Annotated in this window: 20 protein-coding genes; all 20 read right to left on the bottom strand. The window is 72.5% G+C overall.

The features are described from left to right. The 20 genes from CV103_RS18240 to CV103_RS18150 all read right to left on the bottom strand — a co-directional run bounded on the left by CV103_RS18240 (nt 1) and on the right by CV103_RS18150 (nt 14,032). Nucleotides 1-2,184: a phage tail protein gene (locus CV103_RS18240; RefSeq protein ID WP_107395748.1), complete on the bottom strand. Its 2,184-nt coding sequence runs from the start codon at nt 2,182-2,184 to the stop codon at nt 1-3. Between the two features lie 10 nt (nt 2,185-2,194). Continuing rightward, nucleotides 2,195-2,578: a hypothetical protein gene (locus tag CV103_RS18235; protein ID WP_107395747.1), complete on the bottom strand. Its 384-nt coding sequence runs from the start codon at nt 2,576-2,578 to the stop codon at nt 2,195-2,197. Continuing rightward, nucleotides 2,575-3,396, bottom strand: coding sequence for a DUF2163 domain-containing protein (locus tag CV103_RS18230; RefSeq protein ID WP_107395746.1), 822 nt, complete (start codon nt 3,394-3,396; stop codon nt 2,575-2,577). The genes CV103_RS18235 and CV103_RS18230 overlap by 4 nt, the downstream gene beginning before the upstream one ends. Next, entirely contained in the window at nt 3,393-5,717 is a 2,325-nt protein-coding gene (locus CV103_RS18225; RefSeq protein ID WP_107395745.1) for a DUF2460 domain-containing protein, read from the bottom strand. The genes CV103_RS18230 and CV103_RS18225 overlap by 4 nt, the downstream gene beginning before the upstream one ends. 10 nt (nt 5,718-5,727) lie before the next feature. After that, nucleotides 5,728-6,303 carry a hypothetical protein gene (locus CV103_RS18220; RefSeq protein WP_015460109.1) on the bottom strand — a complete coding sequence of 192 codons (576 nt, stop codon included), beginning with the start codon at nt 6,301-6,303 and terminating at the stop codon, nt 5,728-5,730. Continuing rightward, entirely contained in the window at nt 6,296-6,493 is a 198-nt protein-coding gene (locus tag CV103_RS18215; protein WP_015460108.1) for a phage tail assembly chaperone, read from the bottom strand. Before CV103_RS18215 ends, CV103_RS18220 begins: the two co-directional genes overlap by 8 nt. Next, complete coding sequence (locus CV103_RS18210) at nt 6,490-6,792, bottom strand: gene transfer agent family protein (RefSeq protein ID WP_015460107.1); 303 nt, start codon at nt 6,790-6,792, stop codon at nt 6,490-6,492. Before CV103_RS18210 ends, CV103_RS18215 begins: the two co-directional genes overlap by 4 nt. Beyond that, nucleotides 6,789-7,196 (bottom strand): phage major tail protein, TP901-1 family, encoded by a 408-nt coding sequence (locus tag CV103_RS18205; RefSeq protein ID WP_015460106.1) that lies wholly within the window; start codon nt 7,194-7,196, stop codon nt 6,789-6,791. The genes CV103_RS18210 and CV103_RS18205 overlap by 4 nt, the downstream gene beginning before the upstream one ends. Before the next feature lie 72 nt (nt 7,197-7,268). Then, complete coding sequence (locus CV103_RS18200; RefSeq protein ID WP_015460105.1) at nt 7,269-7,649, bottom strand: DUF3168 domain-containing protein; 381 nt, start codon at nt 7,647-7,649, stop codon at nt 7,269-7,271. Next, nucleotides 7,646-7,864, bottom strand: a complete 219-nt coding sequence (locus CV103_RS18195; protein ID WP_015460104.1) for a hypothetical protein — start codon at nt 7,862-7,864, stop codon at nt 7,646-7,648. The genes CV103_RS18200 and CV103_RS18195 overlap by 4 nt, the downstream gene beginning before the upstream one ends. After that, nucleotides 7,861-8,193, bottom strand: coding sequence for a head-tail adaptor protein (locus CV103_RS18190; protein ID WP_015460103.1), 333 nt, complete (start codon nt 8,191-8,193; stop codon nt 7,861-7,863). The genes CV103_RS18195 and CV103_RS18190 overlap by 4 nt, the downstream gene beginning before the upstream one ends. Further along, nucleotides 8,190-8,726: a head-tail connector protein gene (locus CV103_RS18185; RefSeq protein WP_107395744.1), complete on the bottom strand. Its 537-nt coding sequence runs from the start codon at nt 8,724-8,726 to the stop codon at nt 8,190-8,192. The genes CV103_RS18190 and CV103_RS18185 overlap by 4 nt, the downstream gene beginning before the upstream one ends. Then, complete coding sequence (locus tag CV103_RS18180) at nt 8,726-9,004, bottom strand: phage fiber-tail adaptor protein (RefSeq protein ID WP_041865534.1); 279 nt, start codon at nt 9,002-9,004, stop codon at nt 8,726-8,728. Before CV103_RS18180 ends, CV103_RS18185 begins: the two co-directional genes overlap by 1 nt. 11 nt (nt 9,005-9,015) lie before the next feature. Beyond that, nucleotides 9,016-10,467 (bottom strand): SGNH/GDSL hydrolase family protein, encoded by a 1,452-nt coding sequence (locus CV103_RS18175; protein ID WP_015460100.1) that lies wholly within the window; start codon nt 10,465-10,467, stop codon nt 9,016-9,018. A gap of 3 nt (nt 10,468-10,470) precedes the next feature. Then, the gene (locus CV103_RS22555; protein WP_170112669.1) at nt 10,471-10,617 is read right to left on the bottom strand and encodes a hypothetical protein; all 147 of its coding nucleotides are present in this window, start codon (nt 10,615-10,617) and stop codon (nt 10,471-10,473) included. 14 nt (nt 10,618-10,631) lie between these two features. After that, on the bottom strand, nt 10,632-10,898 hold the full coding sequence (locus CV103_RS18170) for a spike base protein, RCAP_Rcc01079 family (protein WP_015460099.1): 267 nt from the start codon (nt 10,896-10,898) through the stop codon (nt 10,632-10,634). A gap of 80 nt (nt 10,899-10,978) precedes the next feature. Then, a complete protein-coding gene (locus CV103_RS18165) occupies nt 10,979-12,142 on the bottom strand; it encodes a phage major capsid protein (RefSeq protein WP_245896940.1) in 1,164 nt (387 codons plus the stop codon). Then, nucleotides 12,139-12,597, bottom strand: coding sequence for an HK97 family phage prohead protease (locus CV103_RS18160; RefSeq protein ID WP_107395743.1), 459 nt, complete (start codon nt 12,595-12,597; stop codon nt 12,139-12,141). Before CV103_RS18160 ends, CV103_RS18165 begins: the two co-directional genes overlap by 4 nt. Before the next feature lie 5 nt (nt 12,598-12,602). Next, entirely contained in the window at nt 12,603-12,911 is a 309-nt protein-coding gene (locus CV103_RS18155; protein ID WP_015460096.1) for a DUF6127 family protein, read from the bottom strand. Continuing rightward, a complete protein-coding gene (locus tag CV103_RS18150; RefSeq protein WP_107395742.1) occupies nt 12,911-14,032 on the bottom strand; it encodes a phage portal protein in 1,122 nt (373 codons plus the stop codon). Before CV103_RS18150 ends, CV103_RS18155 begins: the two co-directional genes overlap by 1 nt. Nucleotides 14,033-14,283: the final 251 nt, after the last annotated feature.

Genomic DNA, 14,283 nt, shown 5'->3' with positions numbered 1-14,283 from the left:
TCAGAAAGTCATGCTGGCGGTTGCCGGATCGGAGAGGCCGCCCGCACCGATCTGGTGGACGGCGATGTCGATGGCGGGCGTGCCCGCCGCCCCGTCCGCCGCCATCCGGGCCGCGTCATAGGCATAAGCAGGCTCGCTCGTTTCCGCCGTCCGCACCGATCCGATCGCGGGCGTGATGACGATTCGATAGCGCTCCGCCTCCTCGGCCAGCGGTGCGTCGGCCCCGTCGATCCAGGGCCATCCCGTCCGGCTTCGCCGTGTCCAGCCTATGAGGACGCCGCCGTCGGCGCCCCGCTCCAGGCGCAGGTGCGCGGGCGACGGCGGTCTCAGGGCGCGGCCCAGGAACGCGGCCTGCGCGGTCGCGGGCGCGCCGTCGCCCACGCCCCGCGCCATCAGCCCGATATGGCCGCCGATCGAGGATGCGGGCAATTCGATGGGAAGAAGGCTGGGCGTCTCGATCAGGACGAAGCGCTCGCCCGCCGCGTGCCCCGCCATCGCCGCCTCGGTGCCGCGCCGCCCGCGCATCAGGCGGGAAAGCCGATAGCGCCCGCCTCCCAGCGGCGCGGCGCCGCCGAACTGAATCAACTCGTCGCCGATCATCGCGACATTGGCCCCATTCACCAGCGCCTCGTCATCGCGCCCGATCAGCACCATCCCGTCATGCAGCAGCGCCACATCCACAAAGGATGTCCGGTCCATCAGCACGCTGCTGCCCGGCGGCAATATCGTCTCGGCAACACCCATCACCGCCGGCATCGCGGTCTGCCCGGCATCCTGCCACGTCGCGCCGCCATCGATGCTCCAGCCCAGCTCCGCCCGCCGCCAGCCCGGCAGGGGGCCGGCCGCGGCCGCCCAGATGCGGGGCACGCTTGCCGCCGTGGCGTCGAGAGGCGGCAGATCCAGCAGGGCGACAACGGTCGGCCCATGCGGCGCATCGGGTTCGCGCACGCCATCGCCGGCAACCGCGCTCCGGCCCGCCCCCGCCAGCGGCAGGCCCGCCAGCTTCAGCTCAAGCATCATCCGGTCCAGCGTCCATCCGCCGATCCGCATCGGTGCCATGCCGTCGATCCGCACCGCCTGCCCCGGCCGCAGCCTCATATGCCGCCAGGGCAATGCCAGCGCCGCCTTCTTCCGGTCGGCCCAGGCGCGCGCCAGCCGCAGCTCGGCGACGGCCTTTGCCTGCCCGGCCAGCAGCGCCGCCGGCAACTCGATCCGCTCGGCCCGCCTCCCCGGCCCGCCGCCGTTACGCGCCCGCTGCAATCCGGCCTGGTAATCGCGCCCTGGCTCATAATAAGCCACGGCGATCTCGTCCGGGATCGCGGCAGCGGCCGCCCGATCGATGGCGATCCGGTCCCGCCGCTTCTCGTCGGCGCGCGCGCCGGCCTCCCCGGCCGATATGGTAACGGGCGAAGGGGCGCCGTCGCCGATCAGCAGCCGCTCGCCATCGTCGCGCACCGAAAGCGGAATGGCCCGGGCGATCACCTCCATCACGCCCCGCGCGCTGTCTCCCGTCGCCGCAAAGCCATGCACGGTCGCATCCGTGTTTCCGCCGATCGCGCGGCCGGCAAGGTCGGCGGCGATGTCCGCGATGCTCACCTCGTCCGCATCCGCCTCCACCTCGAAGGTCAGGGAAGGGATGCGGTTGCCATAGTCGGCAAGCTGGAACTGCTCGAACACGGCGTAAGCCAGCCCGCGATGCGCCGGGGCCTTGCCCAATCCGACATCCGAAGCGATCAGCGGATCGGGCTCCTGCCCCTCATCTCCCTTGTAGAGCCGGTATCCGGTCTCGCTCTTCCAGTCGCCCGCCGCGCCGCGCAGCAGCTTGCCGTCCGCCCAGATGCGGTGAACGGCGCGGATCGGCCGGGCGGAAAGCGCCACCGCGAAATTCGCGGAATAGCTGTAGGTCGTCGTCTTGGGCGCGCCCTTGCCGCCGCCGGAACGATGGCGGTCCTCGCGCAGGTCCGTCGCCCAGATCACCGTTCCGGCCACCCGCATCCGGCCGTAAAGGCGCGGGATCGCCTGGCCATAGCTCGATGTCTGCACGCCCAGCTCGCCCAGCCTCGGCCCGGTCCGCCGCGGCGCGAACAGGCGCTGGTCGACCTGCTGGCCGATCACGGCACCGATCATCCCGCCGATCGGCCCGCCCACCAGCGATCCCACCGTTGTCAGCACCAACGTCGCCATGTTTCCGCTCCTATGTCCCGCGCCAGGCCCCCAGCACCGGCCAGGGCGGCCGCCCCGGCGTCTCGACCACGCGCCGCAAGCCGGCATCGGCATGGACGAACCCCACATCCGTCAGCACCAGCAGATGCGCCTGCGCCGGCCCGGCCTCCACCAGCAGCACATCCCCCGGCAGCGCCTCCGGCCATGGCACGGGGATCAGCCCCGCCGCCGCCAGCCCGGCCGCGATCCGATCGCCGTCCCCGCCGCGCAGGGCATAATCCCGCGCGGGCGCCGGCACGTCGCAGGCGATCGCCGCCAGCCCCACGCAATCCAGCCCCTCGGCGATGTTCCTGCCCTGCGGGCGGAAACGCGCGCCGATGCAGGCCCGCGCCCGCGCCACGATCGCCGCGCTCATGCGCCGGGATAGCGCGTCAATATGTCGTTGCCCGGCAGCCAGGGCTCGCCCCGGAAATTCGCGGCATTGCCGAACCGGCCCGCGCAGGTGGCCAGGCTCTTGTCGCAGCCTTCCGCTATCTCGACGATCAGCCCGGCCGCGATCGGATAGGGCGGCGGCTCGCGCAGGGTCAGCCAGTCGCCGGCGGAAGAAAGGATCGCGCTGGAAAGCCCCGCATTAGCGCCGTCGATCCAGCGCAGCCGGCCATAGCCATGGGCATTGGGCGCCCCCGTTCCCGCCGCCGCCACGCGGAGCCGGCCGTCCGCGTCCACATCGGCCAGCCGGGTCAGCCGCCGCCGGACGGCCATGTCGATCCGGCATCGCCGGTCGCCCAGCTCCGCCCGGCATTCGGGCGAGGTATATTCCACCACCGGCCGGTCCAGCATCGCGGTCGGGCCGGCCAGTTCGGCGGTGAAGGCGCCGTCGCGGATGGAAATCTCGCCCAGCTCGCCGCGCGTCAGGTGCAATGGCATGCCCTCGGGATCGGCCCAGTCCACCGCGAACAGGCGGACGCGCGCGCCGTCCCACCGCCCGGCCGCCAGATCCTCGTCGCGGATCGCATCGCTGGTCAGCGCGCCGGCTATGTCCAGCGTATCCACCTCGAACCCGTCGGAAAGGCTGATGGACGAAGGCAGCATCCCCGGCGCGGATCGATAGGCGAGCCCGCCTATCTCCAGGTCCCGGTCATGCGTGGTGAAGCCCAGCGCCACCCCGTCGCGCCGGTCCAGCCGCCAGCAGAAGGCGATGGTGGTGAGGTCGCGGCCGATCCAGTCCGTCACGCCTCCCCCTCCCTGATCTCGATCAGCGGCACGGACGCCGCCTCGCCCGCCGCGAAGCCGGCCAGCCCCGCCTCCAGCCGATCCTCGGCGAAGCGCACCGGCACGTCGAAGCGGAAGCCGGCGGTGATCGCAGCGCCCGTGGCCGGCGCCTCGTCGAACGCGATCACCCCGCCCTCGGCCAGCGACCAGCCGTTCGCCCGCGCGACGCCATCCACCCCCACCCGCACGCTGCCGGCCGCCGGCCGCGTTATGCGGCGCACCTGATCGCCATAATGCTTCGCCAGCGGGAAGCGGGTGGCGATGCCGTCGCCGGTGCCGATCGGCTGGTCGGCGAAGCCCGGCTCGTCCGTCATCCCCCGGCTGCTATCGTCCGTGGGATCGCGGAAACGGAATCCCCGCGCCGCGCCGTATCGCGCCCGGAAGAAGGCGATCAGCGCCTCCAGGTCGCCGCGGGAAAGCACGCCCGGCCCCACATCATATCGCATCCGCGCGTCCGCCCAGTCGGCGTTGCGCTGCTCGCGTCCGGCGGACGTCGTCACGATCGCGGTGGAAAAGCCCGGCTCCACCGTCGCCCGCGCGCCGATGGCGACGGGAAAGTCCACATCGTCGAATGCCTGCACCGCCGCCTCCTCGTCACCGATCACGAACAGGGTGAAGCCGTCGCGCTGCACCTGCGGCAGCGCCCAGACGAACACGTCCGCCGTCCCCCGCGCCTTGGCCGCGAAGGCCGCGTCGTGGATCCGCCGCCACTGCCGCCGATCCTCCGGCCGCAGCACGAAGCCCGCGAAATAATGCTGCTCCTCCACCGGGTAATCGAGCCGGGCCGAGGCCTCGGCGATCCCCCGCGCGGTCGATCCGGCGTCGCCCGCCGTCACCCAGTCATAATCCTCGAGCTGCAGCCGGTCGAAGGCCGGCCGCGCCCAGCCGAGGGGCACGTTGGCGCGCTTCAGCTCGGGCGCGGCGCGGTCCAGCACCGTCGGCAGATAGATCAGGATCAGCACCTCCGCGCCCGGCGCCCGCGCCTTCACCGCATCGCGCAGCGCCGCCGTCGACGCCGCGAGCAGCGCGCCCGCCTGGTCGAGCAGGGCGCGCTGCCCCGCATCCAGCGCCCCGCGCACGTCGGGGATGGACGGCGGATCGCCCCCCAGCGCCGCCCGCGCCGCCGGATCGTAAAGGCATATCCGCCCGTCGCCCGGCATCACCCACCACCACGGCTCGCCGATCTGGAAGCGCACGGGCATGCCCGCATCCGCCGCGATATCGACAAAGGCTTCGGCAACCGCGCGCAGATAGGCCATCGCCCCGCCATGCGCCGGGGAGAGCAGCGTGGACGGCGGGTCCCACCCCGTCCGCGCCGGATCGCTATTCTCCGCCCTTTGCTTCCACGCATCGGGGCAATTCTGGTCGAGCAGCTCGTAGGAGAGCGACCAGATGACGTCCTGCCCCTGCGCCCACGCCCGCGCCGCGAAGTCGCGATGCCATGCCGCGCACGGCGCCGCGATCGCGCCGCCCGCCGGCCCCGCCAGATAGGCGCCCGCCGCGCCGTCCCAGCCGAGCCGCATGTAATGGCTCATGCCGACATAATGGTTGATGGCGCCGCGATAGCCCAGGTGCCGGATGCTGCGCAGCACGCGCGCCGGGGTCAGGTGGTAGAGGTCGTCATATCCGGTCGCGATCCGCATGCCGTGGCCGGGGATCAGCCCTTCGCCGATCGCCAGCACGGAACCCGGCCCGTCGCAGGCGATCGCGGATATCTCGGCCCAGCCCTCGGCGGGCGCGGGCAGCGGCGCATCGCTGGCGGGGTCGTATCCCGGCGGCACCAGCGAAAGGAACAGCCGGTCGATATCGCCCGCCCACACCGCCTCGCCCGGCAGGGCGAACCCGCTCTCCAGCCCGGCGAAATCCAGCGTGACGACGGCATCGTCCGGCCCGCCCTCGGCATAGTTCCACAGCCTGACATACCAGGCCCGCGCATGGCCGGCGGCGTCGCGCCCCTCGATCGTCATCACCGGCCCGTGCACGGCGTCGAGCGGCGCCACCCCCGCCGATCGCCAGCGGAAGCGCAGCCGGCACCCGCGGAAATCGCGCGCCGTCTCATAGGCCAGCAGCGGGTGGCTGCCGTCGTCCGCCGCCGCCCAGATGATCCCTGCCAGGTCGTTCCGGCGCAGGAAGGTGGCGTCGATCCGCAGCGCGTCCGGCGCCGGGTTGGTCACCGCCGCCAGCATCGGCCGGGGGAAGTTCACCGTCCAATATTGCGGGTCGAACCGCTTGATGAAGCCGGTTTCCAGCGCATCGCCGGTCGCGGCCAGCCGCCAGCCCATAAGCCCCTCCTCACCCCTCGGCCGCTTCGATCGCCGCCCGCACGGCGCGCGCCACCTGCCGGCCGGATCGCGCCAGCGCGCGCGGCTCGCCGCCCTCACCCGCCTGGATGCTGATGGCGACGCGCACGTCGCGCCCGCCGCGCGCGCCTCGCATCGGCTCGATCCGCCCGCTCGCGGTCGGCACGAACAGCTCCGGCCCGCGCTCGCCCACCAGATAGGCGGCACCCGGCGCCACCGGCCCGCCCGTCGCCCGGCCGGGCAGGCCCAGCGCGCCCAGCAGCTGTGCGCCGATCGCCATCAGGCCTCCGGCACCGCCGCCCGATCCGCCGATCTGCCCCATCCCCGCCTGGATCGCGGACGATGCGATCGCCGCCATGGTGGAAAGCGCCACCCGCCGCAGATCATCGAACCCCAGCTTGCCGGTGCGCACCGCCCGGCCCAGCGCGGCCTCGATCATGCCGCCGGCCCGCTCCGCGCCGGCAGCCAGCGGCCCTTCCAGCTCGCCGCGCATCTCGGCCACGTCGCGCTCGAAGCCGCGCGTGTCGGCCCGCACGCTCACGATCAGCCGCTCGATCTCCTCATCCATCGGGATACATCTCCTTCAGCCGGGCGATGTCGCCGGCATCGGCGGCGCGATCGCCGGAACCGCCGGCCAGCGCCTCCAGCACCGCCGCCAGCTCGGCGGGCGTCGCGCGCCAGAAATCGTCGGGGCGCCAGCCGGCGATCGCGCCGGCCATGCCCGCCAGTCGCGCCGCCTTTTCCGCGAAGCGCATCATCGCCCCTGCAATATCTGGCCGATCAGCACCTTCAGCGCCGGCGTCGCGCGGATCAGCCCGCCTTCCAGCACCGCCTCGTTGAAATGATCGCGGCCCACCCCCTCGGGCAGGTCCGCCGCGCAATGCCAGAACAAGGCGGCCAGCTCGCCCAGCGCCAGCCGTCCCTCGGCCGCCCGCTCCACCATGGCGAACAACGGGCCGATCTCGCCCTCGGCCGCCACCAGCGCGGCAAAGCTCGGCCGCAGCGTCACCGCATGGCCGGCGATGCGGATCGCCGCCTCGCCCCGCGCCGGGTTCACAGCGACACCACCGGGCCGGAACTTTCCAGGGCCAGCGTATAGGTGCGCTCGCCGTTATAATCGCCGCTATAATCCAGGCGGGTCAGCAGGAAGCGCCCCTGCATCTGCTCGCCGCCCTCGAAGCTCAGGCGATAATCGTCGATCATCCCGGCCAGCGCATTGGCCTTCAGCCGGCTTTCCGCCGCCGATCCGGTAAAGACGCCGCTGCCCGCCACCGAAACCGATCGCACGCCCGCACCCGAAAGCAGCTCGCGCCAGCCGCCCGAATCCTTGGTGGTGATCGCCACCGCCTCGCCGTTGATCGACATCTGCGTCGTGCGCAGCCCCGCCACCGTCGCGAAGGCCGGCGTCGCCGCGCCATCGCCGATCTTCAGCAGGAACGCGCTGCCCTTCTCCACCGCCATATGGGTCTCCTTCTTCCGCCCCGTGGGCTCCGCACCCCAGGGCCGCCTGTCCGTCCCGCCGGCCGGCGGCGGTCATCCCGCCACCCGCACCCGATATTCGATGATCCCCGCCCACGGCCCGTCGGCGTCGCGGATGATGCGGGATCGGACGAAGGCGATGCTCGCCAGCTCGGCGCCCGCAATCTCCCCGATCCCCTCGATCGCCGCCTCGGCCTCGGCCATCAGCCCGTGCAGCCGTCCCGGCCGGCCGCCATCGTCCCAGATCGTCACCGCCAGCCGGTGCTCGCGGCCCCGCCCCGTCTTGTGGCTCCAGTCGCCGCTCGCCCAGCCGCCGATCGAAACATAGGGAAAGGCCGCCCGCACCGGCGGCCCGTCGAATATGCCGCTCACCATCGTGCCTAGCCGGGCGGAAAGCGCCGTCACCAGCGCCGCCTGCAATGCCATGGCGCTCATCCCCGTCTCCTCATGCCCCGCATGGCGAAGGCGAGCCCGCGCAAGCTGCCGTCATAGGCCAGCCGCCGCGCCAGTCCCGGCCCGGAAATGGCGATGCCGTCGTCGCGGCCTTCCACCGCCAGCCCGGCCGGCAGCTCCGCCTCCGCCGTTTCGCGCAACGCCGCGATCAGCATCGCCACCCGCTGCCGGGCGGCGGCGTCGATCCGCCGGTTCATGGCTCCTCCTCCGCTTCGGCCAGGATGCGATCGGGCAGGCGCGGATCGGCGGTCGCCTGCCGCACGCGCAGCACGGCGCCGCGCCAGCGGATGCGGTCGCCGGGCATCAGCCCGGCCCCGGCCCGCACCGTCATCCGCCAGCGCGGCCGCGCGCGGATCGCCTCGCCCGCCACCGGCGCGCCGGTGCCCGCCGGCTCGATCGCGGCCCAGGCATCGCCCATCGGGTGCCACCCGCCGTCCGCCCCGCCCAGCGCATCGCGCGCCTCGTCCCGGCGCAGGATGGCGATCCGCTCGCGCAGCCGCCCGCTCAGCTCGCCCGGCCGGCTCACAGCCGCATCCTGCGGAACGGCCGCCACAGCGCGGCCACGGCCGCCGGCGGGCCGGCATCGTCCGGGGCATCGCGATGGGCGTGCAGATGCGCCACCAGCCGCAATATCCCCTGGCGGATCGGCTCGGGCACGCCGTTCCAGTCCGCCGCCATCCCGGCCTCGTAGGTGATGATCGCGCGGCCGGCCGCGCCGGGCCGGTCGATCCGCACCCAGCCGTCGCCGGCCGCGTCGATATCGATGGCATAGGCATCGACCGGCAGGGCGAAGGCCGCCCCTTCCGCCGGCAATCCGGCCACCTCGGCGATGCTGCGCACCGGCCTTTGCGCCAGCCTTTGCCAGTCGCCGCGGGCCGGCACCGTCTCGCTCACCAGCCGGGTCAGCAGCGCCTGGCCGATGAACTGCTCGCACAGGCCGCTCGCCGCCCGGATCAGTCCGGCCAGCGCCGCATCCTCCGCCTCGCCGTCGATCCGCAGCCAGGCCCGCGCTTCCTCCACGCTCACCGCCGTGCGCGGCGTCGCCTGCTCCGCCGGCATCAGCGTTCCTCCACGCGCAGGGTGATCGAACGCTCGTCGATCCGCCCGTCGGAAAGCTCGACCTGGCAGGTCGCGCGATACACATGGCCCGGCACGCCGCCGCTCAGCGTCGCCCGGGTGCGGGTGCCGTCCACCGCATCGTCGGCGATGATGATCCCGCCCGCCTCGGTCGGCACCACCGCCCAGTCGCTCGCGGTCACGCTGCGGCCCTCCAGCCGCTCCCCCCAGTCGATCAGATAATCGACGGTCGCGTCGGGGTCTTTCAGATAGATGCTCATCCGCCCTCCCCTCAGGCCGCCGCCGCGGGGATCGGGTCGATCCGCCGCCATGTCGCGCCGATCAGGTCGATCGATCCGCTCATCGCCACGCCCGCGCGCCAGCGGATCGCCACGGAAAGGCCGCTGTTGGTGCCGGCGGTCGGCTGGGCCATCAGGTCCAGCGCGATCAATCCGTCGATCTGCGGCAACTGGTCCGGCGCCCCCAGCGTGCCGGTCGCGCCCAGAATGTTGTTCACGGTCGGGGTGATGTTGGCCGTGGTCACGCTGATGCCGTGGCAGCCGACCAGCGCGTTGCCGCTCAGCAGCGCCGATCCTGCCAGCAGCATCCCCGCCTGCTGGGCGGAAGCGGTGGTCAGCCTCAGCGTCAGCGACCCTGCCTCGCCCGGCGTGCCGGTGAAGGCGATGCGCACCGCCGTCCAGCCGCTCGATCCGGTATAGGCTTCCAGCGGCGCGCAGGTTGCGGTCGAAAAGGCCACGCCCAGGTCGCCGGTCAGCGTGCCCGTCGCCGTCCAGCCCAGGGGCGGGGTCCCCGCGATGGCGCCGGTGCCCGAATTGACGATGCTGCTGGTGCCGCCCAGTGCCACGCAGCGGGCATTGGCGCCCAGCATGTTGCCGCGCGGCGCCGTCGTCGCGTCGAAGCTGTCGCCCGCGTTCAACGGTATCGGATCGCGCGGGCGGTAGATCGCCCGCAATATCGGCCCCAGGGCGAATTGCTTGCGGTAGCTGCCATAAGCGCTGCCGTGCAGCCCGTCCGCCGCCATGCTGAAGGCGTTGCCCGTGCTGCCCCCGATCGGCGAAAAGGCGGCGTTCGTGGGCGCCGGGTCCAGCCACCAGGGCGCGGTGTCGCAGAAGATCGCGTCCGGCACCGTCATGCAATAATCGGCATAGGCGCGGTTCACGGCCACGATCTGGCGCGCCATCGCCGCGGAAAGCCCCGATCGCGGGTCCACCCCCATCAGGATCAGGAAGCGCCCGCCCGCCGCGCGGAAGGCGTCGTGATATTTGCGGACGTTGGCCAGGATGGTGTCCGCCGCAAGGCCCGATAGCACCACGTCGTTGGTGCCGATGGTCAGCAGCATGTCGACGATCCAGTCGGCCGCCGTCTCGGCCGCCACGCCCGCCGTCATCGCCGCCATGCGGTCGGGGTTGGTCAGCCCCGTGCCGGCCTGCGTGCCCGATGTCGATCCGCCGACGCTGAAGCTCACCGGCATGATCCACACGTTCAGGGGCGTGCGCGCCGCCACCCAGCGGGCGGCGGCCGGCGCCTCGCCGGCCTTGCTGTCGCCGTCCACCATCAGCTTGGCGAACGGCCTCCCGATCAGCGGCGGCGTGCCCGCCAGCGCGTGCCGGCGCAGCATGGCCGGCGTCACCGCAACATTGCCGCCGCCCTGCACGGCGGGCAGCAGCTCGCCCCCGCCGATCGCCCCTGCGATCGGCAGCGCGGATATCTTCGTCGATGGCATGGATCACTCCAGGATGAAGGCGCCGCCGTCTTCCAGGGCCAGGGCAAGCCCGTCCTCGGCCAGCAGCACGGAAAGCGGAGGCTGGCTGCCCCCGCCGGTTGCGTCGCGCCGCCGGAACAGCGCGATCGCGAAGCCAAGGCCCAGGCGCATGGCCGGCCGTCCGCTCAGTAAAGGCCCAGCAGGTCGCCGGCGGTGGTGCCGGTGGCCCGCACATGGCTGGCGCGGATCGGCAGGATCGATCCCGCCGGCACCGCCTTCCACACATGGTCCGCGCCGTCGCGCGCGGCGCGGACGGCCACGTCGCCGCCGGCGCCCACATAGATGGCCTTGGTGATGTCGTTCAGGGGGTTGCTGTCATGCGGCACGATGGCGGCCGCGCGCATCGCGGGCGCATAGGCCGCGTCCGCGCTGGCGGCGAAGGCGTCTGCCATATCTGTCTCCGAACAGGGGGGAAAACAACCGCGCCGCGCGGGCCAGGGGAAGGGGAAACCCGCGCGGCGCGTCTTCGTCCTCAGGCGCTGGCGAACTTCATCAGCTTGATCGCTTCCGAATTGCTCACCGCGCCGCCCACGCGCTTGCTGACGTAGAAGTGGACGAAGGGCTTGTTGGTGTAGGGATCGCGCAGGATCAGCGTCTCGGCGCGTTCCGTCACCAGATATCCGGCGCGGAAATTGCCGAAGGCGATGGCGTGCGCGTTGGCGGCGATGTCGGGCATGTCCTCGGCCTCGACCACCGGATAGCCGAGCAGCGTGTCCGGCCGCCCTTCGGCCAGGCCCGGCTGCCACAGGAAGGCGCCGTCGGCGGTCTTGAACTTGCGGATCGCCGAAAGCGTGGCCGAATTCATCACGAACACCGCGCCCTGGCGATAGGGCGGGCGCAGCGCCTGGATGAGGTCGACCAGCCGGTCTTGCGGGTTGCTGGCGGCGAAGGCGCCCGCCGCCCCGCTCGGCACATATTGCAGCGTGCCGAAGGCGCGCGCGCCGTCCGCCTCGTTGGTGATCGGGCCGGCCAGGAAGCCGCGGGGCTTGTCGGCGCCGTTGCCGGAAACGAAGGCCGCCCCCTCCGCGCGGGCGAATTCGGTGGCGATCTCGCCCGCCAGCCACGCCTCGACGTCGAACCGGGCATCGTCCAGCATCGCCTGGCTGGCGGCGGGATTGGCGTAGAGGTCGCCCATCGGCGGCACGATCTCGGTGAAGCCGGGGGTCGCCGTCGCCGGCCGGGCCGCGCCCTCGGCGGCCCAGCCGGAAGCGAAGCCGCCCGTCGCCACCAGCTTGCGATAGCCGGCCGATCCCACCTTCACCACATTGGCGATGGCGCGGATGGGGGATATCGCCTTCAGCGTGCTGTCGATCACCTCGTCGATCTCGCGCGGCACGGCATAGCCGCCCTCGGCCGGGCTGGTGCCGGCCAGGCTCTTGACGCCGCTGTCCGCCCCCCGGCGCAGATATTCGTCGACGAAGGCGCGCCGCTCGGGCGAGGCATCGCCCTTCACCCCCGTCGCCGCCAGCGCCGGCCGGGTCGCGGCGGCGGCCTGGGCGTCGATCCGCGCCTTCACCGCCGCCAGCTCGCCGCGCAGCGCGGCCAGCTCGTCGGCGCGCGCCGCCGCGTCGAAGCTCGCCTCCAGCGCATCCGCCTTCACGTCGTAAGTGCCGTCCATATCGGTCTCCTCGGTCATATCCGCTCCACCGCGTGCACCCGCGCGCGCGGCTGCATCGGGAATGTCACCAGCGAAACTTCCACCAGGTCGAGGTCGAGAAGTTCCCTGTTTATTCTCTGCGCGCTTCCCCGCACGCGATAGCCGAAGCTCAGGCCCCGCACGCTGCCGTCGCCGATCCGCGCCGCCGCCTCGCGCGCCGCCGGCGACCGGCCGGAAAGCCGCCCGATCACCCGCAGGCCGTGGCCGTCCTCGGCCAGATAGTCGATCCGCCCGATCGGCCGGGCGGGATCGTGCTGCCACAGCAGCGGCACGCCCTTCGGCCCGGCCTCCACCGCGCGCCGGAACGCGCCCGCCCGCACCACGTCCCCGCCCCGGTCCACCCGGTCGAATATCGCCGCATAGCCCGCGAACCTGATCGCCCCCTCACCTTGAGGGGCCGGGGGACAGGAAAGCCCGCCGGAAACCGCGCTCATGCTCCTCACCCCCGCGCCAGCCCGATCAGCCCGGTCTTCACCGCCAGCCCCAGCAGCAGCAACGCCAGCGCGATCCGTATCGCCCATCCGATCACCTCGTTCCTTGCCGTCCGCTTGGCATCGCGCCACGCGCCCAGAAGCTGGCGCAGCTCGCCGATGTCCGCGCGCGCGGCGGCATCGGCCAGCCCCAGCCGCTCCATGGCGCGCTCGGCGCCGATCTCGCTCGCTTCCTCGGCCAGGGCGCGCAGCGTCACCAGGCTCGCGCCCTCCGCCTCGGCCTGCTCCACCAGCCGGGCGATCATGTCGGTCCCCATCATGGCGTCCTCCCGAATCCCAGCATCTCGCGCTTTTCCTCGGCCGTCAGGAAATCGGCCGCCGCCGCCATCCGCCACAGCGGCTCGCGGTCGCCGTGCAGCTCGACGATCCGGTCCATGTCCACCCCGAGGGCGATGCCCGGCCACCAATGGCCCAGCGCCTCGCCGATCCCGTCCAGGATGCGCGCCGCCATCGGCAGCACGGTCAGCCGCCAGAAGGCGCGGTTGGCCTCGGCATAATTGGCGTAGGTATTGTCGCCCGGCTGGCCCAGCATCATCGGCGGCACGCCGAAGGCCAGGGCGATCTCGCGCGCGGCATTGGCCTTCAGCGCCACGAAATCCATGTCGGCGGGCGAAAGGCTCAGCGATTGCCAGCGCAATCCCCCTTCCAGCAGCATCGGCCGCCCGGCGTTGGTGCCGCCGGCAAAGCCCGCCTCCATCTCCGCCTTCAGCCGGTCGAACTGCTCGGGGCTCAGCTCCGCGCCTTTCTCGCCGGGGTCGTATACCAGCGCACCGGATGGGCGGGCGGCATTGTCCAGCAGCGCCTTGTTCCACCGCGTCGCCGCATTGTGGATCGCCACCGCGCCCGCCGCCGCCTCCAGGCAGCCCAGCCCATATTGGTCGTCCAGCGGGTGGAAGGCGCGCAGGTGGATGATGCCCGGCCGGCCCAGCGGATCGGTGACGGGCAGCCGCTCCACCGCCTGCCCCACCTGATAGCGATAGGCCACCGGCCAGCCCCGCGCGTCGGTTTCCGCCGTCATCCGCTCGGGCCGCAGCACGTGCAGGCGCATGGGCTCGTCCGCCGCATCGCAGCCGATGCCGGCATATCCGTCGCCGTGCAGCAGCAGGTGCACCGCCAGCGGCTCCATCGCCGCCCCCGCCAGCGCGGCCGCCTTCTCCGGCCCGCCCGTCACGACCAGGCTCAACGATCGCACGCTGTCGCCCACCAGCCGCATCGCCCGCTGCGCCACGGGGTTGGCGATCACCGCATCGCGCGCCTGCGCGTCATATCCGCGCGGCCAGCCGGCTTCCTGCGGCCATGCCGCCATCGTCCAGCCGCCCGATCGCGCCAGCGCGGGGCGCACGGCCCTGCCGCCGCCCTTCCGTCCGAAAAGCCGCATGATCGTCTCCAGAATTCATGAAAGCCGGGCGGCCCGAAGCCGCCTTCACCCGAACCGGCCAGAACCGGCCAGAACCGGCCAGAACCGGCCAGAACCGGCCAGAACCGGCCAGAACCGGACCGGTCCCCATCCACTTCGCCATCCCGGATTTGATCCGGGGTCCATCTCTCCACAAGCACCGGGCCAGGACCAATCGACATTCAGATGATGGCGCGACGAAAATGGTGGTTTTCTGTGACCCGGAGCGCAGC

Origin of the sequence: Edaphosphingomonas fennica (assembly GCF_003034225.1) — a bacterium.
In the GTDB taxonomy this organism is placed as follows: domain Bacteria; phylum Pseudomonadota; class Alphaproteobacteria; order Sphingomonadales; family Sphingomonadaceae; genus Sphingomonas_E; species Sphingomonas_E fennica.
This window is presented reverse-complemented; position numbering and strand designations above follow the sequence as displayed.

Bases quoted from the DNA above. Each gene is read 5' to 3' on its own strand.
- CV103_RS18240 (WP_107395748.1), bottom strand. From the start codon at position 2,184: ATGGCGACGTTGGTGCTGACAACGGTGGGATCGCTGGTGGGCGGGCCG.
- CV103_RS18235 (WP_107395747.1), bottom strand. From the start codon at position 2,578: ATGAGCGCGGCGATCGTGGCGCGGGCGCGGGCCTGCATCGGCGCGCGT.
- CV103_RS18225 (WP_107395745.1), bottom strand. From the start codon at position 5,717: ATGGGCTGGCGGCTGGCCGCGACCGGCGATGCGCTGGAAACCGGCTTC.
- CV103_RS18220 (WP_015460109.1), bottom strand. From the start codon at position 6,303: ATGGATGAGGAGATCGAGCGGCTGATCGTGAGCGTGCGGGCCGACACG.
- CV103_RS18215 (WP_015460108.1), bottom strand. From the start codon at position 6,493: ATGATGCGCTTCGCGGAAAAGGCGGCGCGACTGGCGGGCATGGCCGGC.
- CV103_RS18205 (WP_015460106.1), bottom strand. From the start codon at position 7,196: ATGGCGGTGGAGAAGGGCAGCGCGTTCCTGCTGAAGATCGGCGATGGC.
- CV103_RS18200 (WP_015460105.1), bottom strand. From the start codon at position 7,649: ATGAGCGCCATGGCATTGCAGGCGGCGCTGGTGACGGCGCTTTCCGCC.
- CV103_RS18195 (WP_015460104.1), bottom strand. From the start codon at position 7,864: ATGAACCGGCGGATCGACGCCGCCGCCCGGCAGCGGGTGGCGATGCTG.
- CV103_RS18185 (WP_107395744.1), bottom strand. From the start codon at position 8,726: ATGCCGGCGGAGCAGGCGACGCCGCGCACGGCGGTGAGCGTGGAGGAA.
- CV103_RS18180 (WP_041865534.1), bottom strand. From the start codon at position 9,004: ATGAGCATCTATCTGAAAGACCCCGACGCGACCGTCGATTATCTGATC.
- CV103_RS18175 (WP_015460100.1), bottom strand. From the start codon at position 10,467: ATGCCATCGACGAAGATATCCGCGCTGCCGATCGCAGGGGCGATCGGC.
- CV103_RS22555 (WP_170112669.1), bottom strand. From the start codon at position 10,617: ATGCGCCTGGGCCTTGGCTTCGCGATCGCGCTGTTCCGGCGGCGCGAC.
- CV103_RS18170 (WP_015460099.1), bottom strand. From the start codon at position 10,898: ATGGCAGACGCCTTCGCCGCCAGCGCGGACGCGGCCTATGCGCCCGCG.
- CV103_RS18165 (WP_245896940.1), bottom strand. From the start codon at position 12,142: ATGACCGAGGAGACCGATATGGACGGCACTTACGACGTGAAGGCGGAT.
- CV103_RS18160 (WP_107395743.1), bottom strand. From the start codon at position 12,597: ATGAGCGCGGTTTCCGGCGGGCTTTCCTGTCCCCCGGCCCCTCAAGGT.
- CV103_RS18155 (WP_015460096.1), bottom strand. From the start codon at position 12,911: ATGGGGACCGACATGATCGCCCGGCTGGTGGAGCAGGCCGAGGCGGAG.
- CV103_RS18150 (WP_107395742.1), bottom strand. From the start codon at position 14,032: ATGCGGCTTTTCGGACGGAAGGGCGGCGGCAGGGCCGTGCGCCCCGCG.